This is a genomic window from Arthrobacter sp. P4_F11, from assembly GCF_056401395.1.
The window spans coordinates 114,070-131,091 of the sequence record NZ_JBFUJK010000001.1; the positions used below are offsets into that span (position 1 = coordinate 114,070).

The following is a 17,022-nucleotide window of genomic DNA, read 5'->3' on the forward strand; positions in this document are numbered from 1 at the left end:
TGCCGTCTGTCATTTGTTGCCCGCATTCGTCCCGGACGGAGTAGCTCAATGAACCTGGACCCGCACCCCGGGCTGATACTTGGATCCATCCCCGGGCTGGAGACGCTGATGGATGCAGCGTGGCCTGCCGTGGAGCGCGAGGAATCCGGCGGGTGGGTGCTGCGGGCGGCATCAGGGGTGACCCAGCGGGCGAACTCGGTCTGGCCGAGGGACCCCGGCGAGGATCCGCACCGGCAGCTCGCCGCAGTCCGCGACGCCCGGCTTTGGTACCGCAGCCGGCGGCTTCCGCTCATCTTCCAAATTTTTGAGGGCCCACGCCATGCGGCGCTCAACGCGGTGCTCGACGCCGAAGGGTTCACCCGGCAGTCCGAAACCCTGGTGCTCGTCCATGTTCCCGGTGCTGAGCCCGGACCGGAGTCCGGCGCGGACTCCGGCGGCCCCGAACCTGCCGTGGAAATTTCGGCCCAGCCGTCGGCGGAATGGCTGGAACTGTGGTGGAGAGTCGACGGCCGCGGGGGAGCGGACGAGCTCGCCGTGGCCCGCGGCATTCTCGAAGGGTGCCCCTCGCTGTACGCTCTGGTGCGGGACGACGGCGGCGCACCGGCCGCCGTCGCACGCCTCGCCTTGCCCAACGCCGGCCCGTCCGGGCACGGGTGGGGCGGGCTGTACTGCATGGCCACGCGTCCGGATGCGCGGCGTCGGGGCTATGGCGGCCGGGTGGTCCGGGCGCTGCTGCACGAGGGCGGGGCCCGCGGCCTGGCGGGGTACTGGCTGCTGGTCATGGCCTCCAACGCCGGTGCCCGTGAGCTGTACGCCGGCGCCGGCTTCCGCGAGGCCGGCGGCTACCTCTACCGTCAGGACAGGCCCAAGCGGCATTTGACCGGCTGCTAAGGATTCCGGCACCGCCGTTCAGGTCACTCCGGTGTCGCGGGATGTCCCTCGGCTCAATGCTCACGCTCGAGGACAGCCTATGTCGCTATTTCTGTCGGTGCCTCCTGAGATGATCTGAGTGTGGAGAGCAGGACAGTGTTGAGTGCGGAGAGCGGGGCGGCCGTGGAGGCCGTCGCCGCCTCTGTTGCCGCGCTGGCTGCCTTGGCCGGATCGGCCGCTAGCGCCGATGCGCCTGCTGCCGACCCGGTGGGAGACGGCGATCCGTTGCGGCGGCTGGCGGACGGTTGCCTGGACGGGCTCGCCGAGGTCGCCCGGATGGAGGCCCGGATGGCCGCGTTGAGGGTGCGGCTGGCCGCCGACTACGCGCACGCAACGAGGCTTTTGGCGCCGCCGGCGCCGTCCCCGCGGGATCGTGCCGTTCAGGAGATGGCCTTGGTGGCCGAGGTCGCCTGTGTCCTGACCGTCAGCGAACGCACCGCCGCGGCCCTCCTCGCCGAAGCCCGGGCCCTGACGACGGCGCTGCCGCTGACCCTGGCCGCCCTTGGGTCCGGGGCGATCTCCTGGGCCCACGCCCGGATCCTCGTGGACGAAACCGCGTCCCTGGATGCGGCCGGGGCGGCCGCGCTCGAGGCGCACTTCCTGGACCCAGGTGCGCCGAACCCGGCCCGCGGCTGCCCGGCCGGGGAGCTCGTTCCGTCCCGGTTCCGGGCCAAGGCCCGCGCCTGGCGCGAACGCCACCACCCGGCCGGCATCGAGGAACGCCACACCAGGAGCGCCGCGGACCGGCGGGTCGAGTACACCCCGGACCGGGACGGCATGGCCTGGCTCTCCGCCCACCTTCCGGCCGACACCGCCGCCGGGATCTGGGACCGGACCACAGCGGCGGCCCGCGCCCTCCAGGGCCCGGACGAGTCACGGACCCTGGCCCAGCTCCGCGCCGACATCACCGCCACCTGGCTCCTCACCACCGGCACCGGCACGGGTGCGGGAACGGACGACGGCGGCACCGGTGGATCGGCCGACGGCGGCACCGGCGCCGGCACSGGTACGGGGGCGGGAGCTCGTGCGGGGGCGTTTGTTCCGGTCCCGCGGGCGCAGGTCCTGGTCACCGTCCCGGTCCTGTCCCTGCTCGGCGCCACCGACGAACCCGCCATCCTGGACGGATACGGTCCGATCCCGCCGTCGATGGCCCGCCGCCTGATCGCCGACGGCGCCGGCTCCTTCCACCGGGTCCTGACCGACCCCCGGGACGGTGCCCCGCTGGAAATCGGCCGGACCAGCTACCGCCTCACGACGGCCCAGCGCCACTGGCTCCGGCTCCGCGACGGCCGGTGTCCCTTCCCCGGCTGCGGCAACCACTCCCTGGACAACGAGGCAGACCACCTCCTGGCCTGGGCCGACGGCGGCACCACCGGGATCTCCAACCTCGGCCAGCCCTGCCCGAAACACCACCGGCTCAAACACGCCTCCGCCTGGACACCGGACCGGGCCAGCAAAGACCACCCGCCCGGCTGGACCTCACCGTCCGGACGGCACTATCCCAGCGAACACCAGGACTGGGAACCACCCCACTGGCCCGAGGACTGGCTGCCCCACACCGAGGCCACGGACACACGCCCGGAACCCGACCCCGACACGGGCCCGGATCAAGGCTTGCCCGCGTATCCAGGACATCGTTGCGAACCGGAACCGTTCCCGGACTGCCATCCCGGCCAGAATCCCGTCCCGGAGCCCGAAATTGAACTGCCTCCGGACCCGTTCCCGGACTGGCATCAATTCACCGCTGGACACCCATTTGCCGACACGGAAGCGGACGATCCGGGCTGGCCAGCACGCGCGGACGGTCTTTCCGCGGACGGCGGCCTGTTCCACTGTGTGTGATCTACCCCCGGTCACACTTACGTTGGCGCCCGAAGAGCAGCTGCGGCCAATCGGGCAACTGCTACGCCTGCTGATCCGTTACCAGGATGCGCACCGAGCACAGCTCCGCGGCAGCCTTCTTCAGCACTGCGGCGCGCGGATCCGGGACGTCGAGGAACGCCAGCCGCGGCCGTGCCGCGTACTGCTTCAGAACCGGTTCGGCGAGGACCTGCTCGGCAAGGGGCCGGTCGCCGCCGGGAGCCAGATACTCGATCGGGTGCTCCGCGAAAATCCGCCCGGCGTGCTCGGCGACGGCCTCCACCAGGGCATCGGCCTGGTTGGCGCGCCGCCGGGCAAAACGTTGCTGGGACCAGCCGCCGGCAGCCGTCCGCGACTGGACGTGGCGCGTGCCGGTCTTGGACGCCAGCACGGTGCCGGCGCTGACCACAGCAACCGAATATCCGCCGCGGCGGACCAGCACGGTGCCGATGCTCCGCGACTGGGACGCCAGGGAAGCGAGGCGGGCGACGGCGTCGCCGCCGCTCCCGGGCCGGCCGTCCGCCGGCCACGGCGCCTGGAGCAGGGCTACGGCGCCGTCGGCGGCGCGCAGCTGCAGACCGGCGTCGAGCTCCTCCTCCACCAGTGCGCCGTGGCTCGCGGCGAAGCGGTCCACCCAGCCCGGCAGCCGGTCGCCGGAGACGAAGGCCACACGGGTGTCGGGGCTGGACATGGCAGGTACTCCGTTGCTGGGATGAGGGTGAGAAGGCGTCAGGAACTACAAGTAGCCTATCTATGTGGATGATCTCTTTGGTGCAGGGCGGGACAACGCCGACGGAAGCGACGACTTCGGCGCAGCGGACGGTGCCGCCGACGATTCCGGCGACGCTGGCCAGACCGGCGAGAGCCGCCGGGTCTCCCCGCGCAGCCCGCTCGCCGTCCGGATGCGGCCTCGGACACTTGATGACGTGGTGGGCCAGCAGCACCTCCTCGGCCAAGGCTCGCCGCTGCGCCAGCTCGCCGCCGGCACGGACGCCACCGGCCCCGCGGGTCCCAGTTCACTGATCCTCTGGGGCCCTCCGGGTACCGGCAAAACCACGCTCGCGCACGTCATCGCCAAGGGCCCAGGGCGGAAGTTCGTCGAGCTCTCCGCCATCACCGCCGGCGTCAAGGACGTCCGCCGTGTCATGGACGAAGCCCTCACCGCCCGTGACCTGTTCAAAACCACCACTGTGCTGTTCCTGGATGAGATCCACCGCTTCAACAAGGCCCAGCAGGACGCCCTGTTGCCCGGCGTCGAGAACCGCTGGGTGGTCCTGGTCGCCGCGACCACCGAAAACCCCTCCTTCTCCGTCGTTTCCCCGCTGCTATCGCGCTCCCTGCTGTTGACGCTCAAACCGCTCACCGACGCCGATGTCGAGGGCCTTCTCCTGCGGGCCGCAACGGATGACCGCGGGCTCGGCGGCAAAGCGGAACTCAGCGACGATGCCCTGGCACACCTCGTCCGGCTCTCCGGCGGGGACGCCCGCCGCGCGCTGACCGCGCTTGAGGCGGCGGCCGGTGTCGCGTTCGGGGACGCGGACGACACTGACGCAGTCGTAGCCGGCACAGCCAGCGGGGCGCCCGAGACGGCCCCGGTGAAGATCGAGCTCAAGCACACGGAGCGCGCCCTGGACGTCGCCTCAGTCCGCTACGACCGGGCCGGGGACCAGCATTACGACGTCGCCAGCGCGTTCATCAAGTCGATCCGGGGTTCCGACGTCGACGCGGCGCTGCACTACCTTGCCCGGATGCTGGAGGCGGGCGAGGACCCCCGGTTCGTTGCCCGCCGGATCGTGATCTCGGCGGCCGAGGACGTCGGCATGGCGGACCCGACGGCGCTGCAGACCGCCGTCGCGGCTGCCCAGGCCGTACAGATGATCGGCATGCCGGAAGGCCGCATCATCCTCGCCGAGGCCGTGGTGCATCTGGCCACTGCGCCGAAGTCCAACGCCGCGTACATGGGGATCAACCAGGCGATCGCCGACGTCCGCGCCGGGCTCGGGAACGGCATCCCGGCCCACCTGCGCGATGCCCACTACCCGGGCTCGAAACAGCTGGGTCACGGCAAAGGCTACAAATACGCCCACGATGCCCCGCATGCCGTTGCCACCCAGCAGTACCCGCCGGACGACCTCGTCGGCCGCAACTACTACGAACCCACCGGCAACGGGGCCGAACGCGACATCGCCACCCGGCTCGAGCGGCTTCGGAAGATCATCCGCGGCAAGTGAACGCCCATGACCTGCGGCTGGTCGACAGCGGTCCGTTGCGCCGGAATCCGCCGTTGACATAGGGGCCAAGAGGTCTAACGTGGAATTACGGCAGCATGGATCTGCTGACCGTCCGTGCGGCGCAGGGGACAGCGCGGTCACATGCCGGCTCCCGCTACCCGGAGCCCGGAACGGCAGCCGGCTTCGCTCCATCCCAGGTCATCCACCGCGAGCGTTCCCGCCCCGTCCCCAGCAGGTGCCCCATGAGTATTAACTTCGTGACAGCCATGGCAGTGAAGTCCTTCGATGTGCCGGACAAGAAACGGTGCCCGGACAAGGCCGAATTCGACCTCTGCACAGTGAACGACTACTCGGTGGCCCGGCTGATCCTGGGACCGGGCTGGCGGTGGTCGGAGAACACCAGACCCTACGAGCGGACCGACGTCTGCCTGCACCACCATCTCGGCTTCTGCATCTCCGGTGAAATGGAAGTCGAAACGGCCGAAGGGCTGCGCTCCACGATCCACGCCAACGACACCTACGCGATTCCGCCGGGACACGACGAATGGGTGGTGGGCTCGAAACCGTTCGTGGCCGTGGAATTCCTGGGCGCGGCGTCCTTCGGGCGCAGCGGTGTCCGGGGAGCGCACGCCAGAATCTGACTTCGGTCCGCCGGCCGGATCTGGTAGGCTGGACCGTTGTCTGGCAAGGCACGGACGCACAATCCATGGAAACTTCGGTTCGATGAGGGTTGCCCTGTGCCCAGTAGCAAAAGGCAGCGGTTGGCCGATGCTCTCCATCGTGGAGGCCAGTAACACTGACACACCGCAGATATTGGAAGGACACAAGTGGCTAACAACACTCGTGCTCGCCGTACCGCACGCCTTTCGCGTGCACTCGGCATCGCTCTGACCCCCAAGGCCGCCAAGTACATGGAGCGCCGCCCGTACGGCCCCGGTGAGCATGGCCGTGCCCGCAAGAAGCAGGACTCCGACTACGCCGTACGTCTGCGCGAAAAGCAGCGTCTGCGCGCCCAGTACGGCATCCGCGAAGCCCAGATGACCCGTGCCTTCGAAGAAGCACGCCGCACCAAGGGCCTGACCGGTGAAAACCTGATCGAACTGCTCGAAATGCGTCTCGACGCCCTCGTGCTGCGTGCCGGCTTCGCCCGCACCATCGCCCAGGCCCGCCAGCTGGTTGTGCACCGCCACATCCTCGTTGACGGCATCCGCGTTGACCGCCCGTCTTTCCGCGTCGGCGAGGGCCAGCTGGTCCACGTTCACAGCCGCAGCGAGACCATGCCTCCGTTCCAGGTTGCAGCAGCCGGCGCTCACCGCGACGTCCTGCCGATCGTTCCGGCCTACCTGGACGTCAAGCTTGACGCCCTGCAGGCCCGCCTGGTGCGCCGCCCCAAGCGTTCCGAGATCCCCGTGACCTGCGAAGAGCAGCTCGTCGTGGAATTCTACGCACGCTAATTCAAAAGGCATCACCTACAAAGAAGCCCGTGGCAAGCGCCGCGGGCTTCTTTGTATGTAAGGTACTTGGGGGAGTTCCCCGGGAGCCGGTTCTGCCCAACGGTTGAAACCGTCGGAACCCGACGCAACAAGCAGGTATCCCCTGCACTTCAAGGAGATGAGTGTCTATGTCTGGTGGCGATATTGCCGGCCTGATCGCGGCTGGAGTGTTTGCACTGCTGGTCCTGCTGCTCGCCGTGCCCATCCTGAAACTTGGGGGAGTGTTCGACGAAATGCGGACCACCATCCGCTCCATCAGCGACGGCGCCACCCCGCTCATGGACGAGGTCACCGCCACGGTGACCACCACCAACGAGCAGCTGAAGAAGGTTGACGGCATTTCCTCCAACGTCTCGGACGCCTCCGCCAACATCTCGGCGCTGTCCTCGCTCATGGCAGCCACCGTGGGCTCGCCGCTGATCAAGGTCGCAGCCTTCAGCTATGGCGTGCGCTCTGCCTTCAGCACCAGCAAAAAGCCCGCCACCGGCCGCCGTAGCCGCTAAATCCTCCAGGAGCACCTGACATGAACAGAATTATCTGGATGGGAATCGGCGTCGCGATCGGCGTTATCGCCTTCCGCAAAGTCACCGAAGCGCAGTCCGCCCTCGGCCCCGAGGGCCTGAACCGGGCCGTGGGACGGCTGACGGACGGCCTGCTCGACTTCGCCGATGCCGTCCGCGATGGCATGGGCGAGCGGGAGTCAGAACTCCGTACGGCCCTCGGGATCGAGACGGCAACGGACCTCGCTGCTGGCGGCACTGTCGCCCGCCGGGATGCGGTCCGGCGCTAGCCGGGAGAGAATTAGTAAGCAAGGTGCCCGTCACCGGGGGGCGACGGCGTGCCGACGCCCCGGTGTCGGGCACCAGATTGACGGGCCCGGATCAGTGCCGGTCCTCAGCTTGTCCCGCGCAGCACAGACGCGGGCCACCTAACGCAGTGAATATTGAAGGGTAAGAAAACAGCTCATGAAGTCGCAGGAGATCACCAAGCGCTGGATCGACTTTTTTGTCAGTAAGGGGCACACCGCTGTGCCCTCCGCCTCCCTGGTCTCCAGCGACCCGTCCCTGCTGTTTACGGTGGCCGGCATGGTCCCGTTCATCCCGTACCTGACCGCCCGTGAGGAGGCCCCCTACCAGCGGGCCACCAGTGTGCAGAAGTGCATCCGGACCGGTGACATCGAGGAAGTGGGCAAAACCGCCCGCCACGGCACGTTCTTCCAGATGTGCGGCAACTTCTCCTTTGGCGACTACTTCAAGGAAGACGCCATCAAGTTCGCGTGGGAGCTCCTGACCACCAGCGTGGACGACGGCGGGTACGGACTGCCGCCGGAGCGGCTCTGGGTCACCGTCTATGAAGAGGACGACGAGGCCGAGCAGCTGTGGCTGAAGAACACCGGCATGCCGGCCGAGCGGATCCAGCGCATGGGCAAGTCCGACAACTACTGGTCCACCGGCCAGCCCGGCCCCGCCGGTCCCTGCTCGGAGATCTACTACGACCGCGGCCCGTCCTACGGCGTCGAGGGCGGCCCCATCGCCGATGAAAACCGCTACGTCGAGATCTGGAACCTCGTGTTCATGCAGTACCAGATCGACAACGTCCGCTCGAAGGTGGATTTCGACATCACCGGAGAGCTGCCCAAGAAGAACATCGACACGGGCCTGGGCATGGAGCGCCTCGCGATGATCCTCCAGGACGTCGAGAACATGTACGAGACGGACCAGGTCCGCCCCGTGATCGACCGGGCCGCGGCCCTTTCCGGCCGGGAGTACACCTCCGCGGAGTCCGCCGAGGACCCGCACCACACGGACGACGTCCGCATGCGCGTCGTTGCCGACCACATCCGCTCGGCCCTCATGCTGATCGCCGACGGCGTGACCCCCTCCAACGAGGGCCGCGGCTACGTGCTGCGCCGCCTGATCCGCCGGGCCGTCCGCTCCATGCGCCTGCTCGGCGTCGAAAAGGCCTGCCTGCCGGAACTGCTGCCCGCATCGCGGGACGCCATGAAGGGTGTCTACCCGATCGTCGAGACCGACTTCGAACGCATCAGCCGGATTGCCTACGCCGAAGAGAAGGCGTTCCTGCGCACCATCGCCTCCGGCACCGCCCGCCTCGAGGACGCCGTCAAGGAATCCAAGGCCGCCAACCAGCCGCTCTCCGGCGCCGACGCCTTTGCCCTGCATGACACCTACGGCTTCCCGATCGACCTGACCCTGGAAATGGCCGAAGAGGCCGGGCTGAAAGTCGACGAGCCCGAGTTCCGCAAGCTCATGCTCGAGCAGCGCCAGCGCGCCCAGGCCGACGCCAAGGGCAAGAAGGGGTCGCACGCTGACCTCAGCGCGTTCCAGGAGCTGCTGTCCGCCGGCGAGACAGTCTTCACCGGCTACACCGAGCTTCAGGGCGAGTCCAAGGTCCGCGGCATCCTCTCCGGCGGCCGGAAGGTCGCCCAGGCCTCCACCGGCGATGAAATCGAACTGGTCCTGGCCGAGACGCCGTTCTACGCCGAAGCCGGCGGCCAGGCTGCCGACACCGGGCTGATCACCGGCGACGGATTCGTCGTCGAGGTCCTGGATGTCCAGCGCCCCGTCAAGGGCCTCAGCGTCCACAAGGCAATCGTCCGCGAAGGCGAAATCGGTGCCGACTCGCTGGTTCAGGCTGCCGTGGACCGGGAACGCCGCCACGCTGCGGAGCAGGCCCACACCGGCACGCACATTGTGCACGCTGCCCTGCACCAGATCCTCGGCCCGGAAGCCCTGCAGCGCGGCTCCTTCAACAAGGCCGGCTACTTGCGCTTCGACTTCGCCTGGGGTGAGGGCCTGAGCGCCGCCACCCGGTCCGAGATCGAGGAAGTCTCCAACATCGCCATCCGCAACAACTTCCGGGTGGAGACCAAGATCATGGGGCTCGCCGAGGCCAAGGCGCTCGGCGCCATGGCACTGTTCGGCGAGAACTACGGCAACGAGGTCCGCGTCGTGGAAATCGACGGCGCCTGGTCCCGGGAACTCTGCGGCGGCACCCACGTCGGGAACACCTCGCTGATCGGCAGCCTGTCCCTGCTCGGCGAACAGTCGGTCGGCTCAGGAAACCGCCGTGTCGAAGCCTTCGTGGGCATGGACGCGTTCCGGCACCTGGCCGCGGAGCGGGCGCTTGTCACCGAGCTCACGGAAATGCTCAAGGTTCCGTCCGGGCTGCTCGCGGACCGGATTTCCAGCACCCTGACCAAGCTCAAGACGGCCGAGAAGGAACTCGAGCGGCTGCGCAAGGAGCAGCTCACCGCCGCCGCAGCCCAGCTGGTCGGCACCGCCCAGGATGCCGCCGGCGTCAAGGTCATCGCGCACGACGCCGGCCAGGTCAGCGGCGCGGACGACCTGCGCGGCCTGGCCCTGGACCTGCGGACGCGTCTCGGGTCCGAGCCCGCCGCCGTCGCGGTGGCCGGTGTCAGCAACGACCGTCCCGTGATCCTGATTGCCACCAACGAAGCCGCCCGCGCGGCCGGAGTCAAGGCCGGTGCCCTGGTGCGCCTCGCCGCAGGCATCCTCGGCGGCGGCGGTGGCGGCAAGGACGACGTCGCCCAGGGCGGCGGGACCGACGCCGCCAAGGTCGGTGCTGCGCTCGGCGCCGTCGTGGACGCCATTACCAGGCGATAGCGGATCCCACGTGTCTGAAGCTACTGTGGCCGGCGTCTATCCCCGGGGCGTGAAGCTCGGGGTGGACGTCGGCACCGTCCGTGTGGGGGTGGCCGTCTGCGACCCCGACGGAATCCTGGCGACGCCGCTGCGCACGCTGGCTCGGAACGTGAAAAAGAACACCGACGTGCGAATCCTGGCCGCCCTGGCCGCGGAGCTGGGCGCCGTGGAGATTTTCGTGGGGCTGCCGCGCACCATGAAGGGCGAAGAGCACGCCTCCGCCAGGATGGCGACCGAGTACGCACAGCTGCTGGTACTGGCCCTGCAGGACGCCGGATCCGAGGTGCCCGTGCGCCTGGTTGACGAGCGGCTCAGCACCGTGAGCGCCCACCGCAACCTGCACGAAGCTGGCATGAGCAGCAGGAATCACCGTACAGTTGTTGATCAGGTTGCGGCGGCAGGTATTCTGCAACATGCGATTGATATGCAAAAGGCCAGGGGAACGGAGGTCGGAAACCGCGTGTACGCGGAGTCTGCGCCGGGGCCGACCGGAGGCGGCGCACAGACCGGCCCGGCAGTACAGACGCACTCTTCAGAACATGGAAGGCTACAGTGAGCCCGGTCAACAGTGATGACTCCTCCGGTGACGCCCTTGGTGGCACCGGCCGACCGCTGACGCGCAAAGAAATCCGGGCCCGGGAAAAGCTCCTGGCCACCCAGGGCCACAACGTGATCCCGCCGCAGGCTTTTGAGACGGGACCGGACGTCCCCACGCCGGCAACGGCACCGGCACAGGACAGCGAACTGCCGCGGTCCGCACCGGAACTTCCCGACGCGGCACCGACCGTGCACGAAGAAGCCGTTCGGGAAGAGCCCGTGCACGAAGAAGCTGCTCGGGAAGAGCCCGTGCGTGAAGAGCCCGCGCGCGACGAGCCGGTGCATGAAGAAGCCGTGCACGAAGAGCCCGTGCGCGAAGAGCCGGTGCGCGAAGAGCCGGTGCATGAAGAGCTTGTGCGTGAAGAGCCCGTGCAAGAAGACTTCACGCAGCTGATCCCTGTCCGCGATGTACCTGTCCACGAAGTACCTTCCCGCGACGAGCCCGTCCGCGAAGACGCCGGCCACGAGGACGTCGTCTATGCGTCAGCGGGCGGGCTCGGCTACGGATCCAGCCACGATGCGGCTGCCCATGACGCCGGCGTCCACGATGGCTACGCTCCGCACCCCCACGACGAGGCCCACCATCTCTACGACAACTCCGGTGACCCCCAGGCACAGCCGCAGCCGCACCCGGAAGCCGAATACCACGGCGACCCGGGCGAGGAGCTGATGGCCGGAGCGGCCCGCTACGACAAGGGACCGTCCAGGAAGGTCCGCCGCCGGCGCCGCTTCCTGGCCCTGGTGCTGACCCTGACGGTCTTCGTCGTCGCAATCGCCGTCGGCGCACAGTTCCTCAAGCCCCTCCTCGGCGGGGACACCATGGCCGACTACCCCGGCCCCGGAACCGGTGAGGTCACCATCACGATCGAACCCGGCACCGGAACGCGGTCCGTGGCCACCGAACTTCAGTCGAAAAAGGTCGTCGCCAACGCGGACACCTTCCTCAAGGAGTTCACCGCCTCCGGCGGTGCCCTGAACCCCGGCACGTTCTCGATGCGCCAGGAAATGAAGAACTCCGATGCCGTGGATGTCCTGCTCAACAAGGGCCAGAGCAAGGTCATGTACTTTGCGCTCAGCGCCGGGCTGCGGATCGGCGAATCCCTGCAGGCGATTTCCGAGGGCACCGGGATTCCTGTTCAGGACCTGAAAGCGCTCAGCGATGCGCCCGCGCAGTTTGGCGTCCCGGCCAAAGCCAAGAACCTCGAGGGCTACCTGGCGCCGGGGGAGTACCGCTTCCCCTTGGGTTCCTCCGCCAAGGACATTTTGCAGAAGCTCGTCGGCAGTACCCAGGATGAACTCAAGGCCCAGGGCGTTACCGATCCCGCGAAACAGTACGACGTCGTGACGGTGGCCAGCATCGTCCAGGCCGAAGGCGGCCAGGCCGAATATGGTGACGTCGCCGGCGCCATCTACAACCGCCTCAAGCCCAACAACACCGAGACCAACGGGCTCATCCAGTCCGATGCCACCGTCACCTACGGCCTGGGCATCCGCAGCTTCCACATCGACGAGGCCCAGAAGGCTGACAAGTCGAACCCTTACAACACCTACGCCAACCAGGGGCTGCCCGCCGGACCCATCGGTTCCCCCGGCAAGACGGCCATTGACGCCGCCGCCAAGCCCAAGTCCAACAGCTTCCTCTACTGGGTCACCATCAACCTGGACACCAAGGAGACCAAGTTCTCCAAGACGCTGGCGGAACACAACGGCTACGTGGCGCAGTACAACGCCTGGTGCGAGGCCAACCCGGGACGCTGCGTATGACGCTGCGGGCGGCCGTCCTCGGGCATCCCATCAGCCATTCGAAGTCGCCCGCGCTGCACCGGGCCGCGTACGCCCACCTGGGCGTGGATATCGCCTACTCCGCCATTGACGTGACCGAGGCCGCCCTGCCCGATTTCATGCGGCAGGTCAGGGACGAGGCGCGCGCTGACGGTTCCTGGCGCGGCCTGTCGGTCACCATGCCGCTCAAATCGGCCATGGTGGCGGAAGTGGACGACGTCCGGGGCATCGGGCGCGTACTCGGGGTCGTCAACACGGTTGCGTTCGAATCCGACGGCGGCAGTGCTGGCCACACGCGATTGGTCGCGTACAACACCGACGTCACCGGGATCGTCAACGCGCTCCGGCACGCGGGGGCAGCCGCGGCGCCCACCGCCGTGATCCTCGGCGGGGGCGGGACCGCGGCAGCAGCCATCGCGGCGCTCAAGGAACTGGGGGCGGTGTCCGCCGACGTGTTCGTCCGCGATGTCAGCCGTGCGGCAGAGGCCCGCGCGGCCTCCGCCGCCGTAGGCGTCCCCATCCGGGTGCTTCCCCTCGCCGGGGCGGCAGCCGCCGTCGCCGCGGCCGACGTCGTCATCTCCACGCTGCCGCCCCGCGCTGCAGACGCACTGGCCGGGGAACTGGCCGAAGAGCTGGCGGCGAAACGGCCAGGAGAACTGCCTCCGCATGGCAGCCCTGGCGTCCTCCTCGACGTCGCCTATGATCCATGGCCCAGCCGGATCGCCGCGGTCTGGCAAGACGCCGGCGGGACGGTGGTCCCCGGACTGGAAATGCTGATCTACCAGGCCGTGGAGCAGGTACGGCACTTCACCGGGCTGGGCGAGGCCCTCCCTGCCGGTGTCACAGATGTGATGTGTGACGCAGTCGGGGCGCCCCGACGGGTGTTCTAACCGCCCGACATGGCAGGATGGAATGTATGTTGCGTTGGTTGACTGCCGGAGAATCCCATGGCCCGGCACTGGTCGGAATAATTGAAGGCGTGCCCGCCGGTGTGGAACTCACCAGCGCCCACATCAGCGAGGCGCTGGCCCGCCGCCGGCTCGGCTATGGCCGCGGCGCCCGGATGAAATTCGAGCAGGACGTGGTCACGATCCTCGGCGGAGTCCGCCACGGCCTGACCCAGGGCGGCCCCGTCGCCATCCAGGTCGGCAACACCGAATGGCCCAAGTGGGAACAGATCATGTCCTCCGATCCCGTGGAGCCCGAAATCCTGGCCGACCAGGCCCGGAACGCCCCGCTGACGCGCCCGCGGCCCGGCCACGCAGACTTCACCGGCATGCAGAAATACGGCTTCGATGAGGCCCGCCCGGTCCTGGAGCGCGCCAGCGCCCGCGAGACGGCCACGAGGGTGGCGCTCGGCACGGTCGCCGCGGCCTTCCTCAAGCAGCTCGGCATCGAGCTCGTCTCCCACACCGTATCCATCGCCAGCGTCGCCGTGCCGGAGGGCCGGCCGCTGCCGGTGCCGGGGAACGTGCTCGCCCTGGATGCCGACCCGCTGCGCTGCTTCGACCGCGAAACCTCGGACGCCATGGTGGCCGAGGTCGACGTCGCGCACAAGGAAGGCGAAACCCTCGGCGGCGTCGTCGAAGTGCTTGCCTACGGCCTCCCGCCGGGACTCGGCAGCTACGTGCACTGGGACCGGCGCCTCGACTCGCGTCTGGCGGCGGCCCTCATGGGCATCCAGGCCATCAAGGGCGTTGAAGTAGGCGACGGCTTCCTGACCGCCGCGCGCCGCGGCTCCGCCGCCCACGACGAGATCGTCAAGGACGCGGACGGCAAGATCATCCGTACCTCCAACCGCGCAGGCGGGATCGAGGGCGGCATGAGCATTGGCGATGTCCTGCGCGTCCGTGCCGCCATGAAACCGATCGCCACCGTGCCCCGCGCGCTCAGGACGGTCGACGTCAGCACCGGGGAGGCCGCCAAGGCCCACCACCAGCGCTCCGACGTCTGTGCCGTGCCGGCCGCCGGTGTGGTGGCCGAGGCCATGGTGGCCCTCGTGATCGCCGAAGCGGTTGCGGAAAAATTCGGCGGTGACTCCGTGCAGGAGACCGCGCGCAACATCAAGGGTTACCTGGACAGCATTCCGGCGTCCCTGGACTCGATCGGCCACTAGTGCCGGCCGGGAAAACCGACGGGCCCTCCGCTGCGGCGCCGCCCGCGGCAAATAGCGTTGGCCCGGTGGTCCTGATCGGACCGATGGCCGTGGGCAAATCGGCGATCGGACAGCAGCTCGCCGAGCACTTGGGGTGCGCCTTCATGGACACCGACGCCCTGGTGGTGGCCCAGCACGGGACGATCGCCGAGATCTTCGCCAGCCGGGGCGAGCACGCCTTCCGCGAAATGGAGGCCCGGGCCGTGGCCCAGGCCATCGAAGAGGCACAGGGCGGCACCGCCGTCATTTCGCTCGGCGGCGGGGCCGTCCTTGATTCCGGTACCCAGCAGCTCCTGGGCCGCTGTACCGTTGTTTACCTCGAATGCGACGCCGAGACTGTGGCGGAACGCATCGCCAGAAATTCGGGCCGGCCGCTCCTGGCCGGCGACGCCATGGGCCGGTGGCGGACCTTGTTCGCCACCCGGCAGCCGGTCTACGAACGGCTCGCCGACCTCGTCCTCGATGTCCGGCGCGGCAGCGTTCCGGAGCTGGCTCACCGGCTGGAAGATGCGCTGGGGGAGCGCGCCGCGGCTAAGGCCGCGGCGGTGCCCACTCCGGCGTCGACAAAGGAAGTTGAATAGTGAGTACCGAATCAACCGTCATCAAAGTCACCGGACAAACGCCGGGTGAGAACTACGACGTCGTAGTGGGCCGCGGCCTCCTGGCAAGCCTGCCGGGCCTGCTGGGTGAGCGCGTCAAGCGCGTCCTGGTCATCCACCCCCGTGCGCTGCGGTTGACCGGGGACACCGTCCGGGAAGAGCTGGCCGCCGCCGGGTTCACCGCGCTGACCGCAGAAATCCCCGACGCCGAAGAGGGCAAACACATCGAGGTCGCCTCGTTCTGCTGGCAGGTGCTGGGGCAGAACGACTTCACCCGCTCCGATGCCATCGTCGCCGTCGGCGGCGGCGCCGTCACCGACCTGGCCGGCTTTGTCGCCGCGACCTGGCTGCGCGGCGTGAAGGTCATCCACATGCCCACGAGCCTGCTGGGCATGGTGGACGCCTCGGTCGGCGGCAAGACCGGCATCAACACCGCCGAGGGCAAGAACCTGGTGGGCGCGTTCCACCCGCCGGCCGGTGTCCTCGCGGACCTCGACACGCTGGAGACGCTGCCGAAGAACGAGATCATCTCCGGCATGGCCGAGGTCATCAAGTGCGGCTTCATCGCCGACCCGGCCATCCTGGACCTGATCGAGAAGGACCCGTCCGCGGTTTCCGATCCGCGCTCGGACATCCTGCGCGAACTGATCGAACGCGCCATCAGCGTCAAGGCCCGGGTGGTGTCCGAGGACCTGAAGGAAACCGGTCAGCGCGAGATCCTGAACTACGGCCACACCCTGGGCCACGCGATCGAACTCGCCGAGCGCTACTCCTGGCGGCACGGCGCCGCCGTCTCCGTGGGCATGATGTTCGCCGCCGAGCTCGCCCGCAGCGTCGGCCGGCTCAGCGACGCCGACGCCGACAGGCACCGGAGCATCCTGGAAAGCCTCGGGCTTCCCATCACGTACCGCCGCGACCGCTGGCAGGCCCTCCTGGACGGCATGCGCCGGGACAAGAAATCCCGCGGTGACCTGTTGCGGTTCGTGGTGCTCGACGGCGTCGGCCGCCCCGGCATCCTCGATGTCCCGGACACGTCCCTGCTGTTTGCCGCGTACCAGGAGATTGCCTCCTGATGCACATGGTCAAGGGCGGCACGAGCGAGTGGCCGGACGCGGGATTTCCCGGGATCCGGATCAACCCGCAGTCCCTGATGCCCCAGATCGTCAATGACGAGGTCATGGCCGAGGCGCTGGCGGCCTCGACGGACCCCGGGGATCTGATCCTGGTCCGGCTCGTAGAAGGGCATGCGGCCGAAGCTGCCGAGCTCCTCGCCGAGGCCCGCTACAAGGACCCCGGCTCGCTCCGGCTGCGGATCTTCGAGGCGGACGTGCTCCGGGTCTCGAACCGGTTCGACCGGGCGGTGGAGGTGTTCCGCCAACTCCTCGCCGAGACCCAGGGCACCCTGGAGGAGGCCGCGGTCCGCCAGCACCTCGGCAGGGCCTACTTCGCCGGCGGGAACGTCGGCGGCGCCGTAGAGTCCTTCGCCAAGGCACTGGATTTGCGCGTGGCCGGGTCCGCCGACGCGGCCCTCATCTACGCCTCCACGGTGGCGCTGCAGCGCGCCCGGGACGTGCTGGAACAGCAGTCCTGAGCCCGCGTCAGCCAGCTGTCCGCCGGAACCGGTAGAATAGAACTTGGATTTTTGACAAACACGCGTTGGCGGCCACTTGGCATGCCGGCCCGGCATAAGCG

Annotated in this window: 16 protein-coding genes; 15 read left to right on the forward strand and 1 reads right to left on the reverse strand. The window is 68.6% G+C overall.

Features of this window, described 5'->3' with window-relative positions; translation table 11 throughout:
* Positions 1-48: 48 nt before the first annotated feature.
* Both AC1DRO_RS00535 and AC1DRO_RS00540 read left to right on the forward strand, forming a co-directional pair.
* Positions 49-891: a GNAT family N-acetyltransferase gene (locus tag AC1DRO_RS00535; RefSeq protein WP_476949402.1), complete on the forward strand. Its 843-nt coding sequence runs from the start codon at positions 49-51 to the stop codon at positions 889-891.
* A 135-nt stretch (positions 892-1,026) separates the two neighbouring features.
* On the forward strand, positions 1,027-2,772 hold the full coding sequence (locus AC1DRO_RS00540) for an HNH endonuclease signature motif containing protein (RefSeq protein ID WP_476949761.1): 1,746 nt from the start codon (positions 1,027-1,029) through the stop codon (positions 2,770-2,772).
* Positions 2,773-2,833: 61 nt separating this feature from the next.
* Here the strand turns inward: AC1DRO_RS00540 and AC1DRO_RS00545 are convergent, their stop codons facing one another.
* Positions 2,834-3,481, reverse strand: coding sequence for an acVLRF1 family peptidyl-tRNA hydrolase (locus tag AC1DRO_RS00545; protein ID WP_476949403.1), 648 nt, complete (start codon positions 3,479-3,481; stop codon positions 2,834-2,836).
* A gap of 64 nt (positions 3,482-3,545) precedes the next feature.
* On the opposite strand from AC1DRO_RS00545, the gene AC1DRO_RS00550 reads away from it, so the two are divergent.
* The 13 genes from AC1DRO_RS00550 (at position 3,546) to AC1DRO_RS00610 (ending at position 16,921) form a co-directional block, all read left to right on the forward strand.
* Positions 3,546-5,021 carry a replication-associated recombination protein A gene (locus AC1DRO_RS00550; RefSeq protein WP_476949404.1) on the forward strand — a complete coding sequence of 492 codons (1,476 nt, stop codon included), beginning with the start codon at positions 3,546-3,548 and terminating at the stop codon, positions 5,019-5,021.
* 242 nt (positions 5,022-5,263) lie between these two features.
* Positions 5,264-5,662, forward strand: a complete 399-nt coding sequence (locus tag AC1DRO_RS00555) for a cupin domain-containing protein (RefSeq protein ID WP_476949405.1) — start codon at positions 5,264-5,266, stop codon at positions 5,660-5,662.
* Positions 5,663-5,848: 186 nt separating this feature from the next.
* Complete coding sequence (gene rpsD / locus AC1DRO_RS00560; RefSeq protein WP_018773157.1) at positions 5,849-6,475, forward strand: 30S ribosomal protein S4; 627 nt, start codon at positions 5,849-5,851, stop codon at positions 6,473-6,475.
* 167 nt (positions 6,476-6,642) lie between these two features.
* Entirely contained in the window at positions 6,643-7,017 is a 375-nt protein-coding gene (locus tag AC1DRO_RS00565) for a DUF948 domain-containing protein (protein WP_476949406.1), read from the forward strand.
* A gap of 20 nt (positions 7,018-7,037) precedes the next feature.
* On the forward strand, positions 7,038-7,304 hold the full coding sequence (locus tag AC1DRO_RS00570; protein ID WP_253906754.1) for a DUF6167 family protein: 267 nt from the start codon (positions 7,038-7,040) through the stop codon (positions 7,302-7,304).
* A 175-nt stretch (positions 7,305-7,479) separates the two neighbouring features.
* A complete protein-coding gene (gene alaS, locus AC1DRO_RS00575; RefSeq protein WP_243177366.1) occupies positions 7,480-10,158 on the forward strand; it encodes an alanine--tRNA ligase in 2,679 nt (892 codons plus the stop codon).
* A 10-nt stretch (positions 10,159-10,168) separates the two neighbouring features.
* Entirely contained in the window at positions 10,169-10,753 is a 585-nt protein-coding gene (gene ruvX / locus AC1DRO_RS00580) for a Holliday junction resolvase RuvX (RefSeq protein ID WP_476949407.1), read from the forward strand.
* On the forward strand, positions 10,750-12,558 hold the full coding sequence (gene mltG / locus AC1DRO_RS00585) for an endolytic transglycosylase MltG (RefSeq protein ID WP_476949408.1): 1,809 nt from the start codon (positions 10,750-10,752) through the stop codon (positions 12,556-12,558). The genes ruvX and mltG overlap by 4 nt, the downstream gene beginning before the upstream one ends.
* On the forward strand, positions 12,555-13,466 hold the full coding sequence (locus tag AC1DRO_RS00590) for a shikimate dehydrogenase (RefSeq protein WP_476949409.1): 912 nt from the start codon (positions 12,555-12,557) through the stop codon (positions 13,464-13,466). Before mltG ends, AC1DRO_RS00590 begins: the two co-directional genes overlap by 4 nt.
* Positions 13,467-13,492: 26 nt before the next feature.
* Positions 13,493-14,692 (forward strand): chorismate synthase, encoded by a 1,200-nt coding sequence (aroC, locus tag AC1DRO_RS00595; protein WP_028276469.1) that lies wholly within the window; start codon positions 13,493-13,495, stop codon positions 14,690-14,692.
* Between the two features lie 65 nt (positions 14,693-14,757).
* Positions 14,758-15,312 (forward strand): shikimate kinase, encoded by a 555-nt coding sequence (locus AC1DRO_RS00600; RefSeq protein WP_476949410.1) that lies wholly within the window; start codon positions 14,758-14,760, stop codon positions 15,310-15,312.
* Positions 15,312-16,403: a 3-dehydroquinate synthase gene (gene aroB, locus AC1DRO_RS00605; RefSeq protein ID WP_079554549.1), complete on the forward strand. Its 1,092-nt coding sequence runs from the start codon at positions 15,312-15,314 to the stop codon at positions 16,401-16,403. The genes AC1DRO_RS00600 and aroB overlap by 1 nt, the downstream gene beginning before the upstream one ends.
* On the forward strand, positions 16,403-16,921 hold the full coding sequence (locus tag AC1DRO_RS00610) for a tetratricopeptide repeat protein (protein WP_476949411.1): 519 nt from the start codon (positions 16,403-16,405) through the stop codon (positions 16,919-16,921). Before aroB ends, AC1DRO_RS00610 begins: the two co-directional genes overlap by 1 nt.
* Positions 16,922-17,022 lie beyond the last annotated feature (101 nt).

Bases quoted from the DNA above. Each gene is read 5' to 3' on its own strand.
- AC1DRO_RS00535 (WP_476949402.1), top strand. From the start codon at position 49: ATGAACCTGGACCCGCACCCCGGGCTGATACTTGGATCCATCCCCGGG.
- AC1DRO_RS00545 (WP_476949403.1), bottom strand. From the start codon at position 3,481: ATGTCCAGCCCCGACACCCGTGTGGCCTTCGTCTCCGGCGACCGGCTG.
- AC1DRO_RS00565 (WP_476949406.1), top strand. From the start codon at position 6,643: ATGTCTGGTGGCGATATTGCCGGCCTGATCGCGGCTGGAGTGTTTGCA.
- alaS (WP_243177366.1), top strand. From the start codon at position 7,480: ATGAAGTCGCAGGAGATCACCAAGCGCTGGATCGACTTTTTTGTCAGT.
- AC1DRO_RS00610 (WP_476949411.1), top strand. From the start codon at position 16,403: ATGCACATGGTCAAGGGCGGCACGAGCGAGTGGCCGGACGCGGGATTT.
- AC1DRO_RS00555 (WP_476949405.1), top strand. From the start codon at position 5,264: ATGAGTATTAACTTCGTGACAGCCATGGCAGTGAAGTCCTTCGATGTG.
- aroC (WP_028276469.1), top strand. From the start codon at position 13,493: ATGTTGCGTTGGTTGACTGCCGGAGAATCCCATGGCCCGGCACTGGTC.
- AC1DRO_RS00590 (WP_476949409.1), top strand. From the start codon at position 12,555: ATGACGCTGCGGGCGGCCGTCCTCGGGCATCCCATCAGCCATTCGAAG.
- AC1DRO_RS00570 (WP_253906754.1), top strand. From the start codon at position 7,038: ATGAACAGAATTATCTGGATGGGAATCGGCGTCGCGATCGGCGTTATC.